Origin of the sequence: Sulfitobacter sp. SK011, from assembly GCF_003352065.1 — a bacterium.
In the GTDB taxonomy this organism is placed as follows: Bacteria; Pseudomonadota; Alphaproteobacteria; order Rhodobacterales; family Rhodobacteraceae; genus Sulfitobacter.
The window spans coordinates 3,487,747-3,511,811 of the sequence record NZ_CP025803.1 but is presented as its reverse complement, the minus strand read 5'-3'; the positions used below and the strand labels follow the sequence as shown (position 1 = coordinate 3,511,811).

Annotated in this window: 23 protein-coding genes; 14 read left to right on the top strand and 9 right to left on the bottom strand. The window is 56.3% G+C overall.

Features of this window, described 5'->3' with window-relative positions:
* Positions 1-56 precede the first annotated feature (56 nt).
* Positions 57-2,903 carry an aminomethyl-transferring glycine dehydrogenase gene (gene gcvP, locus C1J02_RS17200; RefSeq protein ID WP_114879671.1) on the top strand — a complete coding sequence of 949 codons (2,847 nt, stop codon included), beginning with the start codon at positions 57-59 and terminating at the stop codon, positions 2,901-2,903.
* Between the two features lie 26 nt (positions 2,904-2,929).
* On the opposite strand, the gene C1J02_RS17195 is transcribed toward gcvP, so the two are convergent.
* Both C1J02_RS17195 and C1J02_RS17190 read right to left on the bottom strand, forming a co-directional pair.
* Positions 2,930-5,458 carry an ABC transporter permease gene (locus C1J02_RS17195; protein WP_114879670.1) on the bottom strand — a complete coding sequence of 843 codons (2,529 nt, stop codon included), beginning with the start codon at positions 5,456-5,458 and terminating at the stop codon, positions 2,930-2,932.
* The gene (locus C1J02_RS17190; protein WP_114880682.1) at positions 5,455-6,123 is read right to left on the bottom strand and encodes an ABC transporter ATP-binding protein; all 669 of its coding nucleotides are present in this window, start codon (positions 6,121-6,123) and stop codon (positions 5,455-5,457) included. Before C1J02_RS17190 ends, C1J02_RS17195 begins: the two co-directional genes overlap by 4 nt.
* Positions 6,124-6,186: 63 nt before the next feature.
* On the opposite strand from C1J02_RS17190, the gene C1J02_RS17185 reads away from it, so the two are divergent.
* The 4 genes from C1J02_RS17185 (at position 6,187) to preA (ending at position 10,308) form a co-directional block, all read left to right on the top strand.
* On the top strand, positions 6,187-6,828 hold the full coding sequence (locus C1J02_RS17185) for an arylesterase (RefSeq protein ID WP_114879669.1): 642 nt from the start codon (positions 6,187-6,189) through the stop codon (positions 6,826-6,828).
* A gap of 5 nt (positions 6,829-6,833) precedes the next feature.
* Complete coding sequence (locus C1J02_RS17180) at positions 6,834-7,445, top strand: SOS response-associated peptidase (RefSeq protein WP_114879668.1); 612 nt, start codon at positions 6,834-6,836, stop codon at positions 7,443-7,445.
* Positions 7,446-7,659: 214 nt separating this feature from the next.
* Positions 7,660-8,982, top strand: a complete 1,323-nt coding sequence (locus C1J02_RS17175) for an NAD(P)-dependent oxidoreductase (protein WP_114879667.1) — start codon at positions 7,660-7,662, stop codon at positions 8,980-8,982.
* Positions 8,983-9,006: 24 nt separating this feature from the next.
* Complete coding sequence (gene preA / locus C1J02_RS17170) at positions 9,007-10,308, top strand: NAD-dependent dihydropyrimidine dehydrogenase subunit PreA (RefSeq protein ID WP_114879666.1); 1,302 nt, start codon at positions 9,007-9,009, stop codon at positions 10,306-10,308.
* A gap of 6 nt (positions 10,309-10,314) precedes the next feature.
* Here preA and C1J02_RS17165 read toward each other — a convergent pair whose 3' ends face one another.
* Together C1J02_RS17165 and C1J02_RS17160 are read right to left on the bottom strand one after the other, a co-directional pair.
* Entirely contained in the window at positions 10,315-10,689 is a 375-nt protein-coding gene (locus C1J02_RS17165) for a hypothetical protein (RefSeq protein WP_162798365.1), read from the bottom strand.
* 109 nt (positions 10,690-10,798) lie between these two features.
* Positions 10,799-11,419, bottom strand: a complete 621-nt coding sequence (locus tag C1J02_RS17160; protein WP_114880681.1) for a TetR family transcriptional regulator C-terminal domain-containing protein — start codon at positions 11,417-11,419, stop codon at positions 10,799-10,801.
* A 135-nt stretch (positions 11,420-11,554) separates the two neighbouring features.
* Here C1J02_RS17160 and C1J02_RS17155 point away from each other — a divergent pair, with 135 nt between their 5' ends.
* The 7 genes from C1J02_RS17155 to C1J02_RS17120 all read left to right on the top strand — a co-directional run bounded on the left by C1J02_RS17155 (position 11,555) and on the right by C1J02_RS17120 (position 18,514).
* Positions 11,555-12,805: a Zn-dependent hydrolase gene (locus C1J02_RS17155; protein WP_114879664.1), complete on the top strand. Its 1,251-nt coding sequence runs from the start codon at positions 11,555-11,557 to the stop codon at positions 12,803-12,805.
* Between the two features lie 79 nt (positions 12,806-12,884).
* On the top strand, positions 12,885-13,253 hold the full coding sequence (locus C1J02_RS17150; protein ID WP_162798364.1) for a hypothetical protein: 369 nt from the start codon (positions 12,885-12,887) through the stop codon (positions 13,251-13,253).
* On the top strand, positions 13,250-14,710 hold the full coding sequence (gene hydA, locus C1J02_RS17145) for a dihydropyrimidinase (RefSeq protein ID WP_114879662.1): 1,461 nt from the start codon (positions 13,250-13,252) through the stop codon (positions 14,708-14,710). Before C1J02_RS17150 ends, hydA begins: the two co-directional genes overlap by 4 nt.
* A 53-nt stretch (positions 14,711-14,763) precedes the next feature.
* Positions 14,764-15,549: an ABC transporter ATP-binding protein gene (locus C1J02_RS17140; RefSeq protein WP_114880680.1), complete on the top strand. Its 786-nt coding sequence runs from the start codon at positions 14,764-14,766 to the stop codon at positions 15,547-15,549.
* A 237-nt stretch (positions 15,550-15,786) separates the two neighbouring features.
* The gene (locus tag C1J02_RS17130; RefSeq protein WP_114879660.1) at positions 15,787-16,650 is read left to right on the top strand and encodes an ABC transporter permease; all 864 of its coding nucleotides are present in this window, start codon (positions 15,787-15,789) and stop codon (positions 16,648-16,650) included.
* Positions 16,650-17,489, top strand: a complete 840-nt coding sequence (locus C1J02_RS17125; RefSeq protein WP_114880679.1) for an ABC transporter permease — start codon at positions 16,650-16,652, stop codon at positions 17,487-17,489. Before C1J02_RS17130 ends, C1J02_RS17125 begins: the two co-directional genes overlap by 1 nt.
* Positions 17,490-17,524: 35 nt before the next feature.
* Positions 17,525-18,514: an ABC transporter substrate-binding protein gene (locus C1J02_RS17120; protein WP_114879659.1), complete on the top strand. Its 990-nt coding sequence runs from the start codon at positions 17,525-17,527 to the stop codon at positions 18,512-18,514.
* A 68-nt stretch (positions 18,515-18,582) separates the two neighbouring features.
* On the opposite strand, the gene C1J02_RS17115 is transcribed toward C1J02_RS17120, so the two are convergent.
* The 3 genes from C1J02_RS17115 to C1J02_RS17105 form a co-directional block, all read right to left on the bottom strand.
* Entirely contained in the window at positions 18,583-19,134 is a 552-nt protein-coding gene (locus C1J02_RS17115; protein ID WP_114880678.1) for a L,D-transpeptidase, read from the bottom strand.
* Between the two features lie 151 nt (positions 19,135-19,285).
* On the bottom strand, positions 19,286-19,492 hold the full coding sequence (locus C1J02_RS17110; protein ID WP_007117950.1) for a cold-shock protein: 207 nt from the start codon (positions 19,490-19,492) through the stop codon (positions 19,286-19,288).
* A gap of 197 nt (positions 19,493-19,689) precedes the next feature.
* Entirely contained in the window at positions 19,690-19,884 is a 195-nt protein-coding gene (locus C1J02_RS17105) for a hypothetical protein (RefSeq protein ID WP_114879658.1), read from the bottom strand.
* Between the two features lie 214 nt (positions 19,885-20,098).
* Here C1J02_RS17105 and C1J02_RS17100 point away from each other — a divergent pair, with 214 nt between their 5' ends.
* Positions 20,099-20,389: a hypothetical protein gene (locus tag C1J02_RS17100; RefSeq protein ID WP_114879657.1), complete on the top strand. Its 291-nt coding sequence runs from the start codon at positions 20,099-20,101 to the stop codon at positions 20,387-20,389.
* Positions 20,390-20,625: 236 nt separating this feature from the next.
* Positions 20,626-20,994, top strand: a complete 369-nt coding sequence (locus tag C1J02_RS17095; RefSeq protein WP_114879656.1) for a hypothetical protein — start codon at positions 20,626-20,628, stop codon at positions 20,992-20,994.
* 236 nt (positions 20,995-21,230) lie between these two features.
* Here the strand turns inward: C1J02_RS17095 and C1J02_RS17090 are convergent, their stop codons facing one another.
* Positions 21,231-22,256, bottom strand: coding sequence for a hypothetical protein (locus C1J02_RS17090; protein WP_162798363.1), 1,026 nt, complete (start codon positions 22,254-22,256; stop codon positions 21,231-21,233).
* 136 nt (positions 22,257-22,392) lie between these two features.
* The gene (gene ettA, locus C1J02_RS17085) at positions 22,393-24,048 is read right to left on the bottom strand and encodes an energy-dependent translational throttle protein EttA (protein ID WP_114879654.1); all 1,656 of its coding nucleotides are present in this window, start codon (positions 24,046-24,048) and stop codon (positions 22,393-22,395) included.
* Between the last annotated feature and the right edge of the window lie 17 nt (positions 24,049-24,065).

The following is a 24,065-nucleotide window of genomic DNA, read 5'->3' as shown; positions in this document are numbered from 1 at the left end:
TGTGCGGCCTAGGCCGGAATTGTGTATTTTTGGAACAATGAAGCAGGGGTGTCGCTATGACCTTCAAGCCTACAGACTATTTGCCGTATGATTTTGCCAATCGCCGTCATATCGGGCCGTCCCCTGCGGAAATGTCCGACATGCTCAAGACGGTCGGGGCGAAATCGCTGGCGGCATTGATTGATGACACCTTGCCAGCGGCGATCCGGACGAAAGAGCCGCTTGATTTTGGCAAGGCGATGTCAGAGCGCGAAGTGCTTGAGCATATGCGCATCACGGCGGGTAAGAATAAGGTGCTGACCAGCCTGATCGGGCAGGGCTATCATGGCACTGTGACACCGCCGGCGATCCAGCGGAATATTCTTGAGAACCCGGCGTGGTATACGGCCTATACCCCTTATCAGCCGGAGATTTCGCAGGGCAGGCTTGAGGCATTGCTAAACTTTCAAACCATGGTCAGCGATCTGACCGGGCTTGAGATTGCCAATGCGTCCCTGCTTGATGAGGCCACGGCCTGTGCTGAGGCGATGACGATGGCGCAGCGTGTGGCAAAGTCAAAAGCGACAGCTTTCTTTATCGACCGGGATTGCCATCCACAAAACATTGCGGTCATGAAAACACGGGCCGCCCCTTTGGGGATAGACGTGATTGTGGGTGATCCGGACAAGATGGATGCGAGTGCCGTATTTGGCGCAGTCTTTCAGTATCCCGGCACCTATGGTCATGTGCGCGACTTTACCAAGCACATCGCGGCGCTGCATGAGGCCAATGCAATTGGTATCATTTCTGCCGACCCCCTTTCGCTGACCTTGTTGAAAGAACCGGGCGAGATGGGAGCGGATATTGCGGTTGGCTCTACGCAGCGGTTTGGCGTACCCGAAGGGTATGGTGGGCCACATGCGGCCTATATGGCCTGCAAGGATACCATGAAACGCGCCATGCCAGGGCGGATTGTCGGTGTGTCAATCGATGCCCACGGAAACCGCGCCTACAGGCTGTCGCTGCAAACCCGCGAGCAGCATATTCGGCGTGAAAAGGCCACATCGAACGTTTGTACTGCACAGGCATTGCTGGCGGTGATGGCGTCGATGTATGCGGTGTTTCACGGGCCCGAGGGCCTGAAAGCTATTGCGCAGCGTATTCATCGCAAGACTGTGCGTCTGGCCAAGGGATTGGAGGCGGCTGGCTTCAAAGTGGACCCGCAGGCGTTCTTTGACACCATCACTGTGGACGTTGGTCCGTTACAGGCCGCGGTCATGAAATCAGCGGTCGACGAGGGCATCAACTTGCGCCGCGTGGGCGAAACCCGTGTGGGCATCACCATGGATGAACGGTCGCGTCCTGCGACCATCGAAGCGGTCTGGCGCGCCTTCGGGATCAGACAGGCTGACGATGATTTTACCCCCGATTACCGGGTGCCGGACGACATGTTGCGGACGTCCGAGTATCTGACCCATCCAATCTTTCACATGAACCGGGCCGAGACGGAAATGATGCGTTACATGCGCCGTCTGGCGGACCGCGATCTTGCGTTGGACCGTGCGATGATTCCGCTTGGATCTTGCACGATGAAGCTGAATTCGGCCGCAGAAATGATGCCAGTCAGTTGGCGTGAGTTTTCGCAGATGCACCCGTTTGTTCCGGCGGATCAGGCGCTTGGTTATAAGGAACTGATCGACGATCTGTCCTCAAAGCTGTGTGATATAACCGGTTATGATGCGATATCCATGCAACCGAATTCGGGTGCGCAGGGCGAATATGCCGGGCTGCTCACAATAGCAGGCTATCACCGGGCAGAGGGACAGGGGCATCGCGATGTTTGCCTGATCCCGGTGTCTGCGCATGGGACCAACCCGGCCAGCGCACAGATGGTCGGATGGAAGGTCGTTGTGATCAAATCCGCCGCAAACGGTGATATTGATCTCGATGATTTCCGGGCAAAGGCCGAACAGCACTCCGATAATCTTGCGGGGTGCATGATCACCTATCCATCGACCCATGGTGTGTTTGAGGAAACCGTGACCGAAGTCACCAAGATAACCCATCAGCACGGGGGCCAGGTCTATATCGACGGGGCGAACATGAACGCGATGGTGGGGCTGAGCCGGCCTGGCGATCTGGGTGGTGATGTCAGTCACCTGAACCTGCACAAGACGTTTTGCATCCCGCATGGCGGCGGTGGACCAGGTATGGGACCCATCGGTGTCAAATCGCATCTGATCGCGCATCTGCCCGGCCACCCGAATGAAGGTGGTGCGGCGGTGTCGGCAGCACCGTTTGGCTCACCTTCCTTGCTGCCTATTTCCTGGGCCTATTGTCTGATGATGGGTGGCGAGGGCCTGACGCAGGCCACGCGCGTTGCCATTCTGAATGCCAACTATATCGCCAAGCGGTTAGAGGGTGCCTTTGATGTTCTTTACAAGGGGCCAACGGGCCGGGTTGCGCATGAATGTATTCTGGATGTGCGCCCGTTTGAAGACAGTGCGGGCGTGACAGTAGACGACATTGCAAAGCGTCTGATTGATGCCGGTTTTCATGCGCCAACAATGTCCTGGCCGGTGGCAGGGACGTTGATGGTAGAGCCCACGGAATCGGAGAACAAAGCCGAGCTGGATCGTTTCTGTGATGCAATGCTGGCGATCCGGGACGAAATCACAGCAATTGAGAAAGGCGATATGCCGCGCGAAAACAACCCACTGAAAAACGCGCCTCATACCGTTGAGGATCTGGTGCTGGAATGGGGGGATCGGCCCTATACGCGCGAACAAGGGTGTTTCCCTCCCGGTGCATTCCGCGTCGACAAATATTGGCCTCCGGTCAACCGTGTCGACAACGTGCACGGGGATCGGAACCTGATCTGCACCTGTCCTCCGCTAGAGGATTATGCAGAAGCGGCAGAGTAACGCGGGAAAAATCGGGCGCGCGGGGCTTATTCCCGCGCGCGCAACACTTGCGCGGGCCTTGCATTCAGGGATCGGATGGCAAAGCCAAGGCCTGCCAATACGGTCGCCAGTATGCCGCCCGCAATGATCAGCAGTGCGCTTGGCCAAATGACGGTGAAGTCCGTCTCCATGATGAATCGGCTGACGGCCCAGCCCCCCAAAATACCTGAGCCCAAGGCGACAACCCCGGCAAAAAGTCCAAGTAATGCGGCGCGCAACACAAAGCTGCCTGCGATCTTGCGCCGCGTGGCCCCCAAGGTCTTGAGCAACGCTGCCTCATAGGTGCGCGCCTCTGCCCCGGCGGCAGCGGCACCGATCAACACCAGAAACCCGGTGAGCAGTGTCGCAAGCGCGCCGTATGAGACTGCCGCTGCCAAACCTGCCAGCACCGACGACACCCGGTCAATCGCATCACGCACCCGGATCGCGGTGATGTTGGGATAAGCCGCTGCCAGATCGCGCAGGATTGCGGTTTCGGCCTCAGATTCCGCGTAGACGGTTGAGATAAAGGTATGCGGTGCGCCGCTCAGCGCGCTGGGGTTCATGGTCAGAACAAATCCAATCCCGGCGGTGGAAAAATCAACTTCCTGAAAGCTGGCGATGGTGCCGGTGATGTCGCGGCCCAGTATGTTGATGGTCAGTGTGTCGCCCAGTTTCAGGCCAATCTCTTCGGCCTCTTCGGTGGCAAAGCTGATGAGTGGCGGGCCGTCGTAGTCTGCATCCCACCATTCGCCTGCTGTCAATGTCGCATCTGGATCAGGTGCTGCGGCATAGGTCACGCCGCGGTCGCCGCGCACAACCCAATGGTTGCCGGCGACCTCACGCGCGGGTGTGTCGTTGATCTGGGTTATCACACCGCGCAGCATTGGGGCGCTGTCAATACGGCTGACGGCAGGATCGTTTTCGAGGCGTTCAGTATATCCCGGCATCTGGTCTTTTTGAATGTCGACAAAGAAATACGATGGCGCGACATCTGGCAGATTTCCAGAGATGGCATTGCGCAGGTTGCCGTCGATCTGCCCCACTGCGGCCAGCACGGACAGGCCCAGACCCAGTGACAGAACAACGGCACCCGCCCCTTCGCCCGGACCACTGATTGCGGCCAAGGCCCACCGCAGGCGGGGCCGTCCACGCGCAAGTTTGCTGGCATGACGCGCGATCCACCGGATCAGCCCAGCCGCCAGGGCCAGCAGCAACAGGGCCGCTGCAATCCCGCCCAAAGTCCAGAGTGTCAGCCACCAAGAACCGTTAAACCAACCCGCCAGCCCGACCAGCAGCGCCACAAGGGCGGCGATCACGATCAGGTACTTTGGGGCAGGCAAGGTTCGCGCGCCTTGCCAGGCATCCCGAAACAATGTCGCGGCGCGCACGTCTTCGCTGCGCGCGAGTGGCCACAGGGTGAAGGCGAGTGCCGTGAGCAGACCATAAATCGCTGCTTCAGCGAGCGGGGCGGGATACAGGGCAAAGGCCGCAGGAATAGGCAGACGTGCCTCAATCAGCGGTGCCAAAACCAAGGGCGCTGCCGCTCCAAGGGTCACACCTATGGCAACGCCGAGCAAAGAAAGCAGTCCAATCTGCAAAAAATAGGTTTGAAAAATTGTCGCCCGATCAGCCCCCAAAGCACGCAAAGTCGCGATCACTTCGGTCTTGCCGGTCAGATAGGCGCGTACCGCCGCAGATACGCCCACGCCACCGACCGCAAGCCCGGACAGTCCAACCAGCACCAAGAAAGCGCTTAAACGTTCAACAAACCGTGCGACGCCCGGCGCACCGTTGCGCGCATCGGTCCAGCGCATCCCGCTGTTCTGAAACTGGTCCTGTGCGGCTTTCTTAACTGTTTCGAGATCGGTATCCGGCGGCAGATCAAGCCGGTATTTGCTGTTGTAGAGGGTGCCGGGCCCCAATAGCCCGGACCCTTCAAGTGCATCGCGGCGCAGCAGGGTGCGCGGGCCCAGGGCAAAGCCGCTGGCGGCACTGTCGGGTTCACGCACAATCAGCGCGCTGAGGCGATAGGCTTTGGTGCCAAGTCGGAATTCATCACCGACACTTAAACCCAACCGGTCCACCAGCGCTCGTTCCATGACCGCACCCGAAACACCAGCCTTTTCAGAAAGCGCTTGATCCAAAGGCATATCCGGGTCCAGAACCATCTCACCAACAAGCGGATAGGCCGCGTCGACACCCTTGATCTGGGTCAGCGCGCGCTCGTCTTCGCCATTTTGAGTGACCACCGCCATGGATCGAAACTCAACGATTTCGGACACAGCCGTGGCCCGGTCGGCCATCCATGCCTGTTCATTTTCGGTCGCGAACCGATAAGTGAAATCCAGTTCTGCAGCGCCGCCAAGCAGTGCTGATCCTTCGCGTTGCAACCCGCCCTCAATCGCCGCTCTGACGGAGCCCACAGCGGCAATCGCCGCCACACCCAATGCGAGGCAGGCCAGAAACAAACGAAAGCCCCGCAATCCTCCGCGCATCTCGCGGCGGGCAAAACGGGCGGCCAGTTGTAGGCTCATACAATGCGCCCGTCGGCCAGAGACACCGCGCGGTCACAACGTTTTGCCAAGGCCGGGTCATGGGTGACCAGCACAAGTGTTGCCCCGTATCTGTCACGCAGATCAAAGAGCAGATTTATGATCGCCTCGCCGTTCACACTGTCGAGGTTGCCCGTTGGTTCGTCGGCCAGCAGAATTGCAGGGCGCGGTGCACAGGCACGGGCCAGCGCCACGCGCTGTTGTTCGCCACCCGACATCTGGGCGGGGTAATGATTGATGCGGTGTCCCAATCCGACGGCCTTTAGCGCCTCTTCGGCCTGCTCAAACGCATCTGAAATGCCCGCCAGTTCGAGCGGTGTTGCGACATTTTCAAGGGCGGTCATGGTCGGGATCAAATGAAAAGACTGAAACACGATGCCCATGCGACCCTGACGAAAACGGGCCAACGCGTCTTCGTTCATAGTACTCAGATCATGATCCAGCGCGCGGATGCTGCCGCTGGTTGCCTGTTCCAATCCACCCATCACCATCAAGAGTGATGACTTGCCAGATCCCGATGGGCCGGTCAGCGCCACGGTTTCGCCATGGGCAATATTCAGCGTGATCCCGCGCAGGATTTCAACAAGGCCAGCATTGCCGTTTAGCGAAAGCATCACATCTTGTAACTGGAACACAGGGTCTGTCATGCTGTCTAACACTGGGGGGCGGCCTTTCATGAGGGTCCTGTTGGATATGGAGTAATAAGACCGATGCGCAAGGCACTGATTGGGATTGTTCTGAGTTTTGCGGGTGCCGCACATGCCGAAGAAGTGGTGATTGCTGCCTTGGGTGACAGCCTGACCCAAGGCTACGGGTTGCCGGTCGAGGATGGTTTTGTGCCGCAATTGCAGCGCTGGCTGACGGCGGCGGGGGCCGATGTGCGGCTGATCAATGCGGGCGTGTCTGGGGACACAACGGCCGGTGGTTTGGCGCGGGTCGATTGGACGCTAACGCCGGATGTGGACGGGATGATCGTGGCGCTTGGCGGCAATGACCTGCTGCGCGGTCTGGATCCGGGTCAGGCGCGTGGCAACATTGAAGGGATATTGCAGGCTGCAAATTCCGCGAATGTCGAGGTGCTGTTGGTCGGGATGGAAGCACCCGGCAATTTTGGCCCTGATTACAAATCCCAGTTTGATCGGCTTTATCCTGAGCTTGCCAAGGAATATGACAGCCTTCTGCTTGAAAGCTTTTTTGATGGACTGGTCGAAGGGGACGCGCCGCTTGATCCGGTTGCCTTGCGCGCCTTTTTTCAGCCTGATGGCATTCATCCCAACGCGGATGGTGTTGCCAAGATTGTCGCGCGGGTGGGGCCAGAAGTTCTGACGTTGCTTGAGCAGATCAAAGGTTAGGAGTTATGCCCGGCAGATTGTTTTTGACCTCTGATATGGCAGCGCTTGCTGTGGATCTGGGGACAAAGGCGTTGGACGATGAGCCACCAAGAAACAACATCGCGCCGGGACAGCCGATTGTCACATTCACGACGACGGGCCTGGCCCGCATGCGGTGGGGGATCATCCCCGTGGGCCGGGTGAACGCGCGTGGGCGGCCGGTGATGGAAACGCTGATCAATGCCCGATCTGAAACTGTGTTCCAAAAATCCGCATATGACGGGACCGGACGGGCGGTGGTTCCGGTCAATGGATGGTATGAGTGGACGGGCGAGAAGAGGCGCAAAACGGCTTGGCGGATCCGCCCCAATGACGCTGAATTTCTGTATTTTGCAGCCATCACAGGTGTTTGGAACGGGCCGGGGGGTGTCAACGTCGGTCAGGTCGCGACGGTCACCTGCCCACCAAATGCCGATGTTTCCCCGATCCACCACCGCATGGCGGTTGTCCTAGAGAAGGCTGATATTGCTGCCTGGCTGGAAGCGGACCCACCCAATGTGATCCCCCTGATGCGCCCATGGCCGGAGGGACGATTGTCAATTGAGAAGGCAGATGATGTCGATTGGAATGGCCCCTGAGGCAGGCGTTTGGCAAGCAATGGCATGGCTTGTCCAAGTTCAGCCTTAAGGGATCCTGAGACCTTGGGATCAAAAACCAAGCGGTTTTGCGGAATTTCGAGCAACTGCCGTTTGTCTTAGTAATATTTCATGCCTCTGAATAATTTTACCAGTTGATAAAATTTTAAATCCGTGTGAGCCTTTCGAATGTCCAGCGAAGGTGAGGATAAGCCAGATGACATCAGACGTATTTGAGCCGGGGATCAAGGCGGGGCGTCTCGCGCCCGAAACCTATGAGGCACAGTTTTCCGACCTGCATCCGCCCTTGGCCGATCATGAGGCATTGGTCGCGGCGGACCGTTGCTATTTCTGTCATGACGCGCCGTGCATTACGGCCTGTCCCACCGATATCGACATACCGCTTTTCATTCGCCAGATCGCAACAGGAACGCCGGACGCGGCGGCCAAAACCATACTCAGCCAGAACATTCTGGGCGGGATGTGCGCGCGGGTCTGCCCGACAGAGACATTGTGCGAAGAAGCCTGCGTGCGCGAGTTGGCCGAAGGCAAACCAGTTCTGATCGGGCAATTGCAGCGCTATGCGACGGACACCTTGCAGGGCAAAGGCGTCCATCCGTTCACGCGGGCCGCTTCCACTGGCAAAAAGGTAGCAGTGGTGGGCGCGGGCCCTGCTGGGCTGTCTTGTGCGCACCGATTGGCAATGCTGGGGCATGATGTTGTGATCTATGATGCGCGGCCCAAACCGGGTGGCCTGAACGAATACGGGATTGCGGCCTATAAGACGCCAAATGAATTTGCCCAGGGTGAGGTCGATTGGCTGATGCAGATCGGTGGAATAATCTTTGAAAATGAGATCGCTTTGGGTCAGGGCGTGACGCTGGACAGCTTGCAGGAAGGCTTTGATGCGGTATTCCTTGGGGTTGGCCTTGGCGGGGTGAACGCATTGGGTGTGGACGGCGAGGATAAGAATGGTGTCACCGATGCTGTTGATTTCATCGCTGATCTGCGACAGGCAGGCGACATGGGCAGCGTGCCGATTGGACGTGATGTGGTGGTGATCGGTGGCGGCATGACGGCTGTGGACGCGGCCGTTCAGGCCAAGCTGTTGGGCGCGCTTAATGTTACGCTGGTCTATCGCAGGGGCCGCGACCGGATGAATGCCAGTGCGTTTGAACAGGATTTGGCCGCCTCCAAGGGGGTGCGGATCGTCACCCACGCGGTGCCTGTGGCTGTGCATGGCAACGGATCAGTGCGCGAGATTGAATTTGAATATGTTGATGAGGCGATGAAAGGCACAGGGCAAATGCTGCGTCTCACTGCCGATCAGGTTTTTAAGGCGATCGGTCAGACGCTTGAGGGTGACGGGTTGCCCGCGCTTGAGGGCCGCAAGATCAAAGTCGACGCGGTTGGTCGCACTTCTGTCAAAGGCATTTGGGCCGGGGGCGATTGTGCGTCTGGCGGTGATGACCTGACCGTCACAGCGGTCGCCGAAGGGCGCGATGCAGCACTGGATATTCACAAGACTTTGGTGGGTTAATCCCACCCTACGGGGAGACGGCACATGGCTGATCTGACAAGCACTTTCATCGGGATCAAATCCCCCAATCCTTTCTGGCTGGCTTCGGCACCGCCGACGGACAAAGAATATAATGTCCGCCGTGCGTTTGACGCAGGCTGGGGTGGCGTGGTGTGGAAAACACTGGGGCTCGACCCACATGTTGTGAACGTGAATGGCCCGCGATATGGGGCGATTTATGGGGCTGATCGTCGGTTGTTGGGGCTTAACAACATCGAACTCATCACCGACCGCCCGCTGCAAACAAACTTGGATGAGATTAAGCTGGTCAAACGCGATTATCCGGCGCAGGCGATGATCGTATCCCTGATGGTGCCTTGTGAAGAAGAACCGTGGAAGATGATCCTGCCGCTGGTCGAAGAGACCGGTGCAGATGGGGTTGAACTGAACTTTGGTTGTCCGCATGGGATGAGCGAGCGCGGCATGGGGTCTGCCGTGGGGCAGGTGCCGGAATACATCGAAATGGTGACCCGTTGGGTCAAGGCAAACACGCGCATGCCCGTGATTGTAAAACTGACGCCCAACATCACGGATATTCGCAAACCGGCAGAGGCGGCGAAGAATGGCGGTGCGGATGCGGTCAGCCTGATCAATACAATCAATTCGATCACCTCCGTTGATCTGGATCTTTTTGCACCGGAACCGACAATTGACGGCAAAGGCGCGCATGGTGGCTATTGCGGACCAGCGGTCAAACCCATTGCGCTGAACATGGTGGCGGAAATTGCGCGTGATCCTGATCTGGCCGGGCTGCCAATCAGCGGCATTGGTGGCGTGACCACGTGGCGCGATGCGGCCGAGTTTCTGGCGCTGGGCGCGGGCAATGTGCAGGTCTGTACGGCGGCGATGACCTATGGCTTCAAGATCGTTCAGGAAATGATCAGTGGGCTGTCGGACTATATGGACAGCAAAGGGTATGCATCGGTGGATGACATTGTGGGGCGTGCGGTGCCCAATGTGACCAACTGGAACCAGTTGAACCTCAATTACATCGCCAAGGCCAAGATCAATCAGGATCTGTGTATTTCCTGTGGTCGCTGTTTTGCGGCCTGCGAGGATACCTCGCACCAGGCGATTGCCATGTCAGAGGACCGCACGTTCACAGTCATCGACGAGGAATGCGTGGCCTGCAATCTTTGCGTCAATGTCTGCCCGGTTGAGGCGTGCATCACGATGGAAGCGATGGCCGCGGGTGAAACCGATCCGCGCACCGGAAAGGTTGTCCAGAAGGACTATGCAAACTGGACTACACATCCAAACAATCCGGGCGCAAAAGCAGCGGAATAGCTGCGATCAATCTTTTTCAGATAGTCGCAAAAGAAAAGGCGAGGTTGGCAGGGGATCGGGCATTTCAACTTTTGGCAGGTTAGCGCCAAATGGCATGATGTCGTTCTCATCCTGGGTCTGCGCGTTTACCACTGAGGTGCTTGTTGCGTTCGAGGGGGGCGTCATTGCGACCCTCGCACGGGCGCGGATCACTGCCGCCGCCGTCTGTTGATCATCGCTGCTGCCCGTTCCTGATCCTGAGAACGAGGTAGGATTGCCGTTGTTATTGCCAGCCGAGGCATTTTGCGGGGGTGCGACGCCGAGTGCCGGTGCCGCTGGCTGCGCGCCGCTTGGCGGCGGTGCAAGATTCAAGAACGGATTGCTTAGTAAGATAGAACTCATGAGATGCTCCAAGCATGATAGAAAGGAGCCCGCCACCCAGAGAAAGATTGAGGTGCAGACCTCAACAAAGTCTTAACGCGTCCATGTAATTTAAGGGATGGTTAACGGTTTACGATCGCGTAAGCATGCTGCGGAACATTACCGCCAGATGCTTGGATGCGCCGTCATAACCATCTGTTTCGGGTGCAAGTAGAATCCGCACCTGAGACTCGAAATCAGCATAATGCTGGGTTGTGGCCCAGATCGAAAAGATCAGATGTTGCGGATCAAGCGGTGGCAAAACCCCGTTACTGATCCAGCGCGAAATCAACGCGCATTTCTCATCAAAAAGCGGCTTAAGGCTGGCATGAAGCTCTGGTTCGATGCGCGGTGCTCCTTGCAGGATTTCACCAGCAAACAGACGGCTTTCGCGCGGCAAATCACGCGCCATATCAAGCTTGCGCTGTACATAGGCCAGAATTTCTTCGACGGGGTCACCGTCGGGGTTCATCTCAACCAAAGGGTCCAGCCAGGTTTCCATCAGCTGGCTCAGAAGCGTGACATGAATGTCTTCTTTGCCGCCGAAATAATAAAGGATGTTGGGTTTGCTCAACCCGGCCTCTGCGGCAATAAGGTCCAGCGTTGCGCCGCGATAACCATGCCGCGAAAACACTTCCAATGCTGCATCCAGAATAACGCGGCGGTTGCGCTTCTGGATACGGCTTGGTTTCTTGGGGGTGCCATCGGGCAAATGCATTCTCCGTTTAATGTGCTTTGATTTCAGGCATCCTCGCCAAAGCAGTTCTTGACAGTGCGCAGCCTAACCGCAATCGTGGATTTACCAAATGGTAAAATTTCTGCAAGATACCCGCCAAAGGAGCCAGCCATGTCCGCGCCCGGAGAGAACCTGAAAATCAATCCAGATCGGTTGTGGGATAGCCTGATGGAAATGGCCAAGATCGGACCGGGTGTTGCAGGCGGCAACAACCGCCAGACATTGACAGATGAAGACGGTGAGGGGCGCGCCCTGTTCCGGAAATGGTGCGAGGATGCCGGGTGTTCGATGGGTCTGGACCAGATGGGCAATATGTTTGCGCGGCGCGAGGGCACGGACCCGGATGCGCTGCCGGTTTATGTCGGATCGCATTTGGATACGCAGCCTACAGGGGGCAAATATGACGGAGTCTTGGGTGTCTTGGGCGGGCTGGAAATTATCCGTACCCTGAATGATCTGGGGATCAAGACGAAGCACCCGATTGTTGTCACAAACTTCACCAACGAAGAAGGCACGCGCTACGCGCCCGCGATGCTGTCATCCGGGGTGTTCGCGGGCATTCATACACAGGATTGGGCGTATGATCGGACAGACGCTGAGGGCAAGAAATTTGGCGATGAATTGAGCCGCATTGGCTGGCGCGGTGAAGAAGAAGTCGGTGCCCGCAAGATGCATGCGTTCTTTGAATTGCACATTGAACAAGGCCCAATACTGGAAGCCGAAGGCAAGGACATTGGTGTGGTCACGCACGGGCAGGGGCTGTCCTGGACCCAAGTGACAGTAACCGGCAAAGACAGCCACACCGGGTCAACGCCGATGCCGATGCGCCATGACGCGGGCCTCGGGATGGCGCGGATATTGGACAAGGTGAACGAGATCGCGCTGAGCCACGCGCCACACGCTGTGGGGGCGGCAGGGCACATCGATGTCTATCCCAATTCGCGCAATGTGATCCCCGGCAAGGTGGTTTTTACCGTTGATTTTAGGTCGCCTGAGTTGAGCGTGATCGAAGACATGGAGGCGCGGTTACGTGTCGACGCGCAAAGGATCGCGGATGACATGGGGCTGGGCATCGAATTTGAAAAGGTCGGTGGCTTTGATCCGGTGGCTTTTGATGAAGGCTGTGTGAGTGCGGTGCGCGCGGCGGCGGAGCGGTTGGGATATTCTCATATGAACCTGATCTCCGGTGCCGGGCATGATGCCTGCTGGATCAACCGTGTGGCTCCCACGGCGATGGTGATGTGTCCTTGTGTCGATGGGTTATCGCACAATGAGGCCGAAGAGATTTCCAAAGATTGGGCCATGGCGGGGACAGATGTGTTGATGCACGCAGTGGTCGAGACGGCGGAGGTTGTAGGGTGACGGCAGATGCTAAGAAGGACCTCAGATGAGTAGGTTATCCGAGAAATTTTCGGTCAATTTCACCGCTGGGGTGTTTGCATTGAGCGCCTATACGTTTTGGGCGGCCTCCGAGAATATGCTTAATGCCTTTGTGTTCAGAACCTTTGATACGATGACCGAGCATTGGTTCTTAGCATTTGCTGTTTTGGGTGCCCTGCTGTTGCATCTGCTCAAATCATTTACCGTTTTTCTGATCATCTCCGTCGCTTACATACTATTTTTAGCATGGCCGGACATTGCAGTTGAGCAGATGCTGGGGCGTATATCGAACGATTTGGGCGAAATTACCGTGGGAAGTACCCTGCAATCGCCTGACGCTTTTCGCGTTTACGCAATGCTTGTCGCCATCACCTTTTGTGATGTTCTAAACGTGGCCCATGCATGGACCAAAGAAGGAGAAACCACATGACCAAAGTCATCAAAGGCGGGATGGTCTGCACTGCGGATCGCACTTGGAAAGCGGACGTTCTGATCGAGGGTGAGACGATCAAACAGATCGGCGAAGACCTGAAAGGCGACGAATATATCGACGCGGAAGGGGCCTATGTGATCCCCGGCGGGATCGATCCGCATACCCATCTGGAAATGCCCTTTATGGGGACGACGGCGGCAGAGACATTCGAAAGTGGCACTTGGGCAGCGGCGGCCGGGGGCACCACAATGGTGGTGGATTTCTGTCTGCCGGGGGCTGATGGATCCATCAAAAACGCGATCAACGAATGGCACCGCAAATCGGCACCGCAGATCTGTTCGGATGTCGGTTACCACATGGCAATCACCGGTTGGAACGAAAACGTTTTTGACGAGATGAAAGATGCCGTTGAAATGGGCGTCAATTCGTTCAAGCATTTCATGGCTTACAAGGGTGCTTTGATGATTGAGGACGACGAAATGTTCGCGTCTTTCAAACGCTGCGCCGAACTGGGTGCGCTGCCGATGGTGCATGCTGAAAACGGCGACCTGGTTGCGGAGCTGCAGCAGAAATATTTTGATCAGGGGATCACCGGGCCAGAGGGGCATGCCTATTCCCGGCCGCCTGAGTTAGAAGGCGAGGCAGCAAACCGGGCGATCACCATTGCAGACACGGCGGGGGTGCCGCTTTATATCGTGCATGTGTCCTGCGAACAGACGCACGAGGCGATCCGGCGGGCGCGGCAAAAGGGGATGCGGGTTTACGGCGAGCCGTTGATCCAGTTTCTGACGCTGGATGAGTCCGAGTACTTTAACAAGGATTGGGACCATGCCGCGCGTCGCGTGATGTCGCCGCCGTTCCGGTCAAAAGACCACCAGGACAGCCTGTGGGCGGGCTTGCAGGCGGGATCATTGCAAGTTGTGGCAACCGACCACGCCGCGTTCAATACCGAGCAGAAACGCGCGGGCCGGGATGATTTTCGGATCATTCCCAATGGGTCCAACGGGTTGGAAGAACGACTTGCCGTGCTTTGGACAGAAGGGGTCGAAACGGGCCGTCTGACGCCAAATGAGTTCGTCGCGGCAACCTCTACCAATGTCGCCAAGATCCTCAATATCTATCCGCGCAAAGGCGCGATCGTTGAAGGTGCAGATGCGGACATCGTGGTGTGGGACCCAAAGATCAGCAAAACGATCAGCCCCACAAACCACCATTCTGTGTTAGATTACAATGTGTTTGAGGGCTTCAAGGTCAACGCCCAAAGCCGCTATACCCTGAGCCGGGGGGAAGTGATCTGGGCCTGGGGCCAGAATTCGCAACCCAATCCTGGGCGAGGTAAGTTCATCCCACGCCCGGCGTTCCCGTCCGCAAATGTTGCGTTGAGCAAATGGAAGACACTCACCAGCCCGAAGATGATTCAGCGTGACCCGCTCAATATTCCGGCGGGGATTTAACGCTGTATGACGTCGGTACCACGTCGGTGCATGGCCCGGCCAAGGAGAATTTTGTGAACGACGACAAGAGCGTGATCAGCGCCAAAAACCTGGACCTTACCTTTGAGACAAACGATGGCCCGATCCATGCGCTCAAAGATGTGAATCTGGACATTGCATCGGGCGATTTTGTCAGCTTTATCGGTCCGTCGGGGTGCGGCAAGACGACTTTTCTTCGGGTGATGGCGGACCTTGAACAACCCACGGGAGGCAGCGTGCGTGTGAACGGCGTCAGCCCGGAAGAGGCGCGCATGGCCCGCGCCTATGGCTATGTATTCCAGGCCGCAGGTCTTTACCCATGGCGGACGATTGCTGGCAACATTCGGCTGCCGCTTGAGATCATGGGCATCCCCCGCGCGGAACAGGCAGAGCGTGTTGCCCGGGTCTTGGAATTGGTTGAGCTGGGAGGATTTGAAAAGAAATTTCCATGGCAATTGTCAGGCGGCATGCAACAGCGCGCCAGCATCGCGCGGGCGCTGAGTTTTGACGCTGATATTCTGTTGATGGATGAACCGTTCGGCGCACTTGATGAAATTGTCCGCGACCATCTGAATGAGCAACTGCTGAAACTCTGGGACCGGACCGGCAAGACGATTGCGTTTGTGACCCATTCAATTCCCGAAGCAGTTTATCTGAGCACCAAGATTGTGGTGATGAGCCCGCGACCGGGAAGGATCACGGACATTATTGACAGCCCCTTACCCCGTGAGCGCCCCTTGGACATTCGCGAAACACCAGAGTTCCTGGACGTGGCGCACCGGGTACGTGAAGGATTGCGCGCGGGACATGGCGATGTGTAGGAAAGCTAAAGCGGCCCAGATGGTCATGGATGCCCACTCTCACCCGGGTCCGCTCCGCCGTTTGTGTCGGGAGGCGAGGTCCCGCTTCATCGTTCACGGCCATCGGCTCACCAGCCTGTACCGCAGAGGCATTAGACCACTCAATTCTTTCATTTTTCTTAAAATACACAAAGAACATCACCTGAGGCGGGTGCAGGTATTTGTGTATTTGTGGAACAATGAAGCAGAGGCCATCGCATGATCCGCATTGTTTTGCCTGTCTTGACTGTTGTCGGATTTTTGCTGGCCTTTTGGTATGCTGCGGCGATTTGGCTCAATGCGCCCTGGGCCTATGACAAGACGACGCGGTCTGGCGAGGTCCTGACGACGCGGACGCTGATTGCCGATACATGGTCGCAGGAAAAACCCAAGCTGCCGGCCCCGCATCAGGTGGCGGGGGAAATTTGGGACACCACGGTTGAGAAAAAGATCACGTCGAAACGGTCGTTGATCTATCATTCCTGGGTCACGCTCAGCGCGACGTTGCTTGGCTTCGCCCTTGGCACCGGCTTGGGCATATTGCTGGCTGTGGGTATTGTCTTTAACCGCACCATGGACATGAGTGTGATGCCTTGGGTCATTGCCAGCCAGACAATTCCGATCCTTGCGATTGCACCGATGATCATTGTGGTTCTCAATGCTGTGGGCATCTCCGGTTTGCTTCCCAAGGCGATGATCAGCATGTATCTGTCGTTCTTCCCGGTGGTGGTTGGCATGGTCAAAGGGCTGCGATCACCGGATGCGATGCAGTTGGATCAGATGCGCACCTGGCACGCCAGCAAGGCGCAAACCTTTTGGAAATTGCGCCTGCCTGCCTCGATGCCATATTTCTTTACATCGCTCAAAATTGGCATGGCGGCATCATTGGTCGGTGCAATCGTAGGTGAGTTGCCAACGGGTGCGGTCGCGGGGCTCGGGGCACGCCTGCTGGCAGGCAGCTATTATGGTCAGACCATCCAGATCTGGAGTGCGCTGATCATGGCGGCGGCATTGGCGGCGGCACTGGTGGGGATCATCGGGATTGTGCAACGGATCACGCTCAAGCGGATGGGGATGGCATGATGGGTTGGCTGCTGTTTGCCATTCTGGCGTGGCTTGGCGGAATGGCCGTCAACATCTGGCTTGCGCGCAGAAAACCGACCCGCTGGTCGGGTCTGGCTGCGCCTTTTGTGTTTGGCCTGACCCTGTTGGCGGTTTGGGAGGGCGTGGTGCGCGGTTTTGCGATCAACCAGGTTTTGCTGCCCGCGCCATCCATCATCGCGGTGCGCTTTGCCAACTCAGTGGATATCCTCTGGGTCGATTTTGTGCAGACGGTTCTCAAGGGGGCAATGTCGGGCTATGCCATCGGCTGTGGTGCTGCGTTTCTCATCGCAGTGATGATCGACCGGTTTCCGTTTTTGCAGCGTGGGCTGTTGCCTGTAGGCAATTTCGTGGCTGCCTTGCCGGTGATCGGCATGGCCCCGATCCTTGTCATGTGGTTCGGGTTTGATTGGCAGTCAAAGGCGGCAGTAGTTGTGGTCATGGTGTTCTTTCCCATGTTGGTGAACACTGTGCAGGGGTTGCAGGCGTCGGATGCGATGCAGCGTGATCTGATGCGGACCTATGCGGCGGGCTATTGGCGCACGTTGTTAAAGCTGCGTTTGCCAGCAGCAATGCCCTTCATCTTTAACGGGCTCAAGATTGGCACAACGCTTGCCTTGATCGGGGCGATTGTTGCGGAATTTTTCGGCTCTCCGATCAAAGGTATGGGGTTTCGCATCTCAACCTCTGTGGGACAGCTTGCGCTTGATCTCGTCTGGGCCGAGATTGTGGTTGCAGCAATTGCGGGGTCTGCATTTTACGGTGCGATGACGCTGATCGAAAAGACTGTCACATTCTGGCACCCAAGCCAGAGAAGTTAGCTATACTGAAACGACCAACCTGAGGGAGATAAAAAATGAAGAACATCACCAAAATCGCGGCTGGGGCCGCACTGGGTCTGTGGGGGACGTTGGCGCATGCTGCGGATGACGTCACGCTGCAGCTCAAATGGGTTACGCAAGCACAGTTTGGCGGATATTACGTCGCACTCGACAAGGGGTTTTACGAAGAAGAAGGCCTGAACGTCACGATCAAACCTGGCGGGCCGGACATCGCGCCGACCCAGGTTCTGGCGGGCGGCGGTGCTGATGTGACTGTTGAATGGATGCCTGCCGCCTTGGCTGCGCGGGAAAAAGGTCTGCCGATGGTGAACATTGCGCAGCCGTTCAAATCGTCGGGGATGATGCTGACCTGCCGCAAGGATGCAGGTGTTGCCACGACGGATGATTTCAAAGGTAAAACACTTGGCGTCTGGTTCTTTGGCAACGAATTCCCTTTCCTGAGCTGGATGAGCAAGCTGGGCATTCCGACCGATGGCAGTGATGGCGGCGTGACCGTTCTCAAGCAAGGTTTCAATGTGGATCCGCTGTTGCAAAAGCAGGCCGCTTGCGTGTCAACGATGACCTATAACGAATATTGGCAGGTGATTGATGCGGGCCTTTCGCCTGATGATCTGCAGGTCTTTAAGTATGAGGATCAAGGTGTCGCAACACTGGAAGATGGGCTTTATGTCCTGGAGGACAAGCTGGCTGATCCGGCGTTCGAAGACAAAATGGTCCGCTTTGTGCGTGCGTCCATGAAGGGCTGGAAATACGCCGAGGAAAACCCGGACGAAGCGGCGGATATCGTTCTGGAAAACGATGCGTCCGGGGCGCAGACCGAAAAACACCAGCGCCGCATGATGGGCGAAGTGGCCAAACTCACAGCGGGCAGCAATGGCGCGCTGGTTGAGGCGGATTATGAACGCACGGTGGAGTCACTTCTGTCTGGCGGATCTGATCCGGTAATCTCAAAGGCACCCACGGGCGCGTGGACACATGCGATCACGGACAAAGCGCTGAACTAAAGCCGCGTTTGCGCAATTAAAAAGGGCCGGTGAAAACACCGGCCCTTTTTGTTTGTCTGACGATCATATCAGAGAACGGTGACAACCGTCCCAACCGGCACGCGGTTATAAAGATCAATTACATGTTCATTCAGCATGCGGATACAGCCATTGGAGACTGAACGGCCAATTGTGTTTGGTTGGGTGGTTCCATGGATGCGGAAAAATGTATCCCTGCCATTTTGGAACAAATAAAGAGCGCGCGCACCCAGAGGGTTACCGGGCCCGCCGGGTTGCGCATCGGTATTGCCGATGAAGCGCTTGTAGGCGGCCGGATCACGTTCGATCATCTCGTCCGTTGGGCGCCAGGTGGGCCATTCTTTCTTGACCTGAATGTTGGCGGTACCAGTGAATTCCAGACCGGCTTTGCCGACGCCGACGCCATAACGAATGGCTTTGCCGGGGGCGGTGACGTAATAAAGGTAATGGCTGCGGGGCAGGATCAGCAATTGGCCCGGCTGGTACTGACGTTTGATCGAAACCTCACGCGGGGTCGGATCATAAGCGGCAGATTGAGCGGAGACGAGTTGGGGAAGGGCAGCGGCGGCCAGGGTGGAGGCCAAAAATGTACGGCGGCGCATATAATGCTCCATAATGATTGATTGCAGATGCCGTTATTTTCACTTGTGTTATTTACAGATCAACCCGTCGGCGAAAAAAAACCGACCACTGTTGCACAGTGGTCGGTAAACTTCTCGTGTAGACCGGACGCAAGGCCCGGTCAGAAGGCGCTTAGGCCAGTGCGATGTTTGTCGCAGATTCGCGACCATCACGGCCAGCTTCGATGTCAAACGTCACTTTCTGGTTGTCGGCCAGACCTGTCAGGCCAGCGCGCTCAACAGCTGAGATGTGTACAAACACGTCTTTGCTGCCGCCATCGGGTGCGATAAAGCCGAAGCCTTTTGTTGTGTTAAACCATTTTACGGTGCCAGTAGCCATATCCGTAGTCTCCATTCTAATGCCATCCGCGTAGGTGCGATGGCTCGGCGTTTTCGGTCGTAGTTCGAAGTCGTGACGCCGTATTAGGGAGACAGTGGGTCGAAATAGTGTACCGTTGCAGGGTTTGATATGGCACTTCAGTGGGATTCGTTCAAGTGCTGCGGGCAGTTGGGCGATTTTCGGCTGATTTTTGCGGATCAGGCGACGTGGCCCTTCGGCTCTTGTGCGCGGTCTGGGATCATCGCGATGATGATGACCAGTGCTGCTGTGGCGCAGCCTGACACCATGTAGACCGCGCAGGCAGAGGCGAAGCTGGCGTCGAAGGCCAACAGGGAAATCAGGAAGCTTGTGAAGCCAATGATTCCGCCAAGAAGTACGCCGATGATTGCCATGTTTCAGATCCTCTCCCCAAGGTTCATCCATTAAGAGTGGAGGAATAGGGCGGATTTATGGCGTCGGTGCGGCTTTAGACTGTCAGGGGTGATTTGTTCAATTGCACAAGGATACTGCGGTTCTGACCCGTGGCTGTAGATCCCGCAGGACATGCTGTCTTTTTGAGCGAAAAAGGGTTAAGATAGAGCATGTTGACAAGGACTGGAGGATACCATGCGCTATGTCACAATCACCACCTGGGAAATCGCGGATGGCACGGATTATAATGTGTCATTGCACGCGATTGAGAAAAAGCGTTTGCCCGCGCTCAAGGCGATGGGGGCGAGCCGCGTAACCGTGGTGCGCACCAGCGACCGGACATCAGCGGCGATCACCGAATGGCCGGACAAGGCAACGCGGGATGCGGCCGAATTGAAGATCGACGAGGTGCGCAAATCGGTTCACCGCGAGGATTTGACCCGGATGACCGGCGAGATGAAAGGCGAGATTGTCGCCGACGTTTGAGGGGCTGTGTTGCGTCGATACCCGCCATGCGCAGGGGTCGACCTTTGTTTTTGCCGGATCAGCGAGGATCACAGGACACCTTTGACGGAGTCCCTGATGACCAAAGCCGTGACCAAAACTTAACGCATCGCCAAAGTGCGGCTGACCGGGCATTGCGGGCGCGGTCAAAAGAGATGAACGCACGGGATGCGGAGCGGGGGCACAGGTGAGAGTGGCGGGGGAAGGCGTGGCATTGAATGCGCCTATGCATCCCAGAGTGGCGTGATGATGACGCAAAAGAAATTGATATGAGTGTGATCGGCGCAATCGGTGTTGCGGCGGGTGTTGCGCTGATTGCGGCGTTTGCCTGTCGCAGCCAGATCAAGATGCGCCTGCTGGCGCTGACCTCTAACGTATTGTTCATTGGCTATGCTGCGATGCTCGACCTCGCGCCGTTTCTGATTTTGAACATTGTGTTGTTGCCGGTCAATCTGTGGCGGCTGAAAGACCTGTTCAACACCCGCCGCCCGACGCAGAAGTCATGGAAGATGGATGCGGATGTGCACGAAAAGGTCCGCGATATTCAGGCGTATTCGCGGTATGATTCTGCGGGGATTGAGTTTTGACGGGGGCGTTTGCGTTAGCGGTATGTTGTATCGCACGTGCGAGAAGCCCCGAACTAGTACCGGACCTTTATTGCGAAGCACCCTGCTGAAAGGCCCCGCGTTTCACGCCCTGGGGCTTGCAGCCCTCTACGGCCTGAAAAGGTCCAGTGGAGCTTTGCAAAATGGCCTTCGAGTTGTGTTCTTAGTTTTGGTGTTAATGAGCACCTGCCTCTAGAAGTTTTAGTTGTAGAAATTCGTTATGGATAAAAATCATCCCTCTGCGATGCTGAGACGTTAATAACATCAAACTGTCCGACAAGGTTTGCTTTTCGTGAGTTCGGTTCTCCTGGAATTCCAGATGCAAATCGAGAGAGCAACTCCTCTCTAATTTCTGGAAGAAGTTTACTTACCCAACTTGGCCGAAAAAAAGTATTTTCGGCGTGCTCAATAGCGAGATGAAGAGACAAACCTCCAACCCGATTCATTGGAACGGACACTAAGCTTTTGAAGAATTTAGAGATATCGTGTTCATCGTTGTCGTGTAGTCCGACGAACCCCATGATGTTCCTTTCCTTAATTGCTCCACAAAATACACCTACGCTGTTCCAATTTCCATATTGTTCTGGCAATAATAGCTCCCCATCAATCGTGTATTCTGGAGCGAAGGAAGAACTAAAAGCGAGCGGTATTTCCGCAGCTAGAGTGAAAACGGTACCGTACAGACGCGAAAGGTCCTTTGTGTGAATCGCGTTTTCGAAAGCTTGTTTCTGTCTAGTGAGATCTCTGATGGCGAGCCTAGTGCCTTCCAGATGCGCTTCCGCACTTCTTTTTGCGGCTAGATCGACCGAGGCAATTGCGGAAAGAAACTGTCTATTTGAGTATACTCTCTCAGCTCGTTCTTTCTTGAAGGTCTCATGGCAGATGCTTCTGTAACCTAGAAGGGCCATTTCGTATGAGGACAGTGTTCCTTGTCCCGTTTCGGACGAACTGAAGAGTATTGTATCGTGGTAATTGCAGAATCCGGGAAACACAGATGCACGATTTACTCCGACTTTTTGGAATGTCCTTTCCTTCGAAGGAGACTGCTTTTTGGGGATGCCGATTTCGAAGACATGCCCATCTTCAGCTATAGATGCCAAAACGCGTCCTCTTTGAACAGTATGAGATTTTATTGCTGATGTTTTGCAACGCTCTCCATCAGCATCAACATACTGACACTGATTATTTAATTTCTTGTTCCAAAGGGTTTGAAACAGCGCGTGCACGCGAGTTTGCGATTTCATCTTAGCAATTCACCTCACAAACCCCTTATACTTCAACCTCTTTAGCTTTCATCGTCAGTTCCCTAACACTACTGAGTGCGAACGCGCCCGCAAGAGCGGACGCTGCCTCGCACCCGTTCGAAAATCGCTTTGCGATTTATCGAACGAACTTCTTATGCTTCAACCGCTTTGGTTCAAGTGCATCCGCCCCCAGCCTACGCTTCTTATCTTCCTCATAATCCTCAAAGTTGCCCTCGAACCATTCCACATGGGCTTCGCCTTCGAACGCAAGGATATGCGTACAAATCCGGTCGAGGAAGAAGCGGTCGTGGGAGATGACAACGGCGCAGCCGGCGAAATCTACCAGCGCGTCTTCCAATGCGCGCAGGGTTTCGACGTCGAGGTCGTTGGTCGGTTCATCGAGGAGCAGGACGTTGCCGCCGTCTTTCAAAAGCCGCGCCATGTGGACACGGTTGCGTTCGCCGCCTGAAAGCTGGCCTACCTTTTTCTGCTGGTCGCCGCCTTTGAAGTTGAAGGACGAGCAATAGGCGCGGGAGTTTACTTCGGCGTCGCCCAGTTGGATGATTTCCGCACCACCGGTGATCGCCTGCCAGACGGTGTCGTCGGGTTTGAGGTCATCGCGGGATTGGTCGACGTACGACAAATCTACGGTTTCGCCATATTCGATGGTGCCTGCGTCGGGCTTTTCCTGACCTGTCAGCATTTTGAACAGGGTTGATTTACCCGCACCGTTGGGGCCGATGACCCCGACGATGGCGCCGGGGGGCAGATCAAAGCTGAGGTCTTCGATCAGTTGTTTGTCGCCCATGTGTTTCTTGAGGCCCGCAACCTCAATCACCTTGTTGCCAAGGCGCGGACCGTTGGGGATGACGATCTGGGCGCGGCTGAGTTTTTCGCGCTCGGAGACTTCGGCCATCTCGTTATAGGATTTGATCCTTGCTTTTGATTTGGCCTGACGGGCTTTGGCCCCCTGACGCATCCATTCGAGTTCGCGTTCCAGCGTCTTCTGTTTGGATTTGTCCTCGCGGGCTTCCTGGCTGAGGCGTTTGGCCTTTTGTTCCAGCCAGTCGGAATAATTGCCTTCGTAGGGGACGCCCTTGCCGCGGTCCAGTTCGAGGATCCAGCTGGTGATGTCATCGAGGAAATAGCGGTCGTGGGTGACGATCAGGATGGTGCCTTTGTAGTCCATCAGGTGCTGTTGCAGCCAGGCGATGGTTTCGGCGTCAAGGTGGTTGGTCGGTTCATCGAGCAGCAGCATATCAGGCGCTTCGAGCAGGAGTTTGCACAGCGCGACGCGGCGCGCCTCACCCCCTGACAGATCGGCAATTTTGGCGTCATCGGGGGGGCAGCGCAGCGCCTCCATGCTGACGTCGATCTGGCTGTCGAGGTCCCAAAGGTCGTCGGCGTCGATCTGGTCTTGCAGTTTGGCCATCTCATCGGCGGTTTCGTCGGAGTAGTTCATCGCCAGTTCGTTGTAGCGGTCAAGGATCGCCTTTTTGGGGGCCACACCGAGCATGACGTTTTCACGCACTGTCAGGCTTTCATCAAGCTTGGGTTCCTGGGGCAGATAGCCGACCTTGGCCCCTTCGGCGGCCCAAGCCTCGCCCTGAAAATCCTTGTCCATTCCTGCCATGATTTTCAGCAGTGTGGATTTACCGGCACCGTTGACGCCGACCACACCGATTTTCACGCCGGGCAGAAAGTTCAGGTGGATGTTTTCAAACAGCTTCTTGCCGCCGGGGTAGGTCTTGGACACACCGGACATGTGGTAAACGTATTGATAAGCGGCCATGGGTTCGTTCCGATCTG

Coding starts and splice junctions, on each gene's coding strand:
- C1J02_RS17110 (WP_007117950.1), bottom strand. CDS start 19,492: ATGGCTACTGGCACCGTAAAATGGTTTAACACAACAAAAGGCTTCGGC.
- C1J02_RS17120 (WP_114879659.1), top strand. CDS start 17,525: ATGAAGAACATCACCAAAATCGCGGCTGGGGCCGCACTGGGTCTGTGG.
- hydA (WP_114879662.1), top strand. CDS start 13,250: ATGACCAAAGTCATCAAAGGCGGGATGGTCTGCACTGCGGATCGCACT.
- C1J02_RS17165 (WP_162798365.1), bottom strand. CDS start 10,689: ATGAGTTCTATCTTACTAAGCAATCCGTTCTTGAATCTTGCACCGCCG.
- C1J02_RS17190 (WP_114880682.1), bottom strand. CDS start 6,123: ATGACAGACCCTGTGTTCCAGTTACAAGATGTGATGCTTTCGCTAAAC.
- C1J02_RS17115 (WP_114880678.1), bottom strand. CDS start 19,134: ATGCGCCGCCGTACATTTTTGGCCTCCACCCTGGCCGCCGCTGCCCTT.
- C1J02_RS17180 (WP_114879668.1), top strand. CDS start 6,834: ATGCCCGGCAGATTGTTTTTGACCTCTGATATGGCAGCGCTTGCTGTG.
- ettA (WP_114879654.1), bottom strand. CDS start 24,048: ATGGCCGCTTATCAATACGTTTACCACATGTCCGGTGTGTCCAAGACC.
- C1J02_RS17185 (WP_114879669.1), top strand. CDS start 6,187: ATGCGCAAGGCACTGATTGGGATTGTTCTGAGTTTTGCGGGTGCCGCA.
- C1J02_RS17105 (WP_114879658.1), bottom strand. CDS start 19,884: ATGGCAATCATCGGCGTACTTCTTGGCGGAATCATTGGCTTCACAAGC.
- gcvP (WP_114879671.1), top strand. CDS start 57: ATGACCTTCAAGCCTACAGACTATTTGCCGTATGATTTTGCCAATCGC.
- C1J02_RS17155 (WP_114879664.1), top strand. CDS start 11,555: ATGTCCGCGCCCGGAGAGAACCTGAAAATCAATCCAGATCGGTTGTGG.
- C1J02_RS17130 (WP_114879660.1), top strand. CDS start 15,787: ATGATCCGCATTGTTTTGCCTGTCTTGACTGTTGTCGGATTTTTGCTG.
- C1J02_RS17095 (WP_114879656.1), top strand. CDS start 20,626: ATGCGCCTATGCATCCCAGAGTGGCGTGATGATGACGCAAAAGAAATT.
- C1J02_RS17090 (WP_162798363.1), bottom strand. CDS start 22,256: ATGAAATCGCAAACTCGCGTGCACGCGCTGTTTCAAACCCTTTGGAAC.
- C1J02_RS17125 (WP_114880679.1), top strand. CDS start 16,650: ATGGGTTGGCTGCTGTTTGCCATTCTGGCGTGGCTTGGCGGAATGGCC.
- preA (WP_114879666.1), top strand. CDS start 9,007: ATGGCTGATCTGACAAGCACTTTCATCGGGATCAAATCCCCCAATCCT.
- C1J02_RS17175 (WP_114879667.1), top strand. CDS start 7,660: ATGACATCAGACGTATTTGAGCCGGGGATCAAGGCGGGGCGTCTCGCG.
- C1J02_RS17100 (WP_114879657.1), top strand. CDS start 20,099: ATGCGCTATGTCACAATCACCACCTGGGAAATCGCGGATGGCACGGAT.
- C1J02_RS17195 (WP_114879670.1), bottom strand. CDS start 5,458: ATGAGCCTACAACTGGCCGCCCGTTTTGCCCGCCGCGAGATGCGCGGA.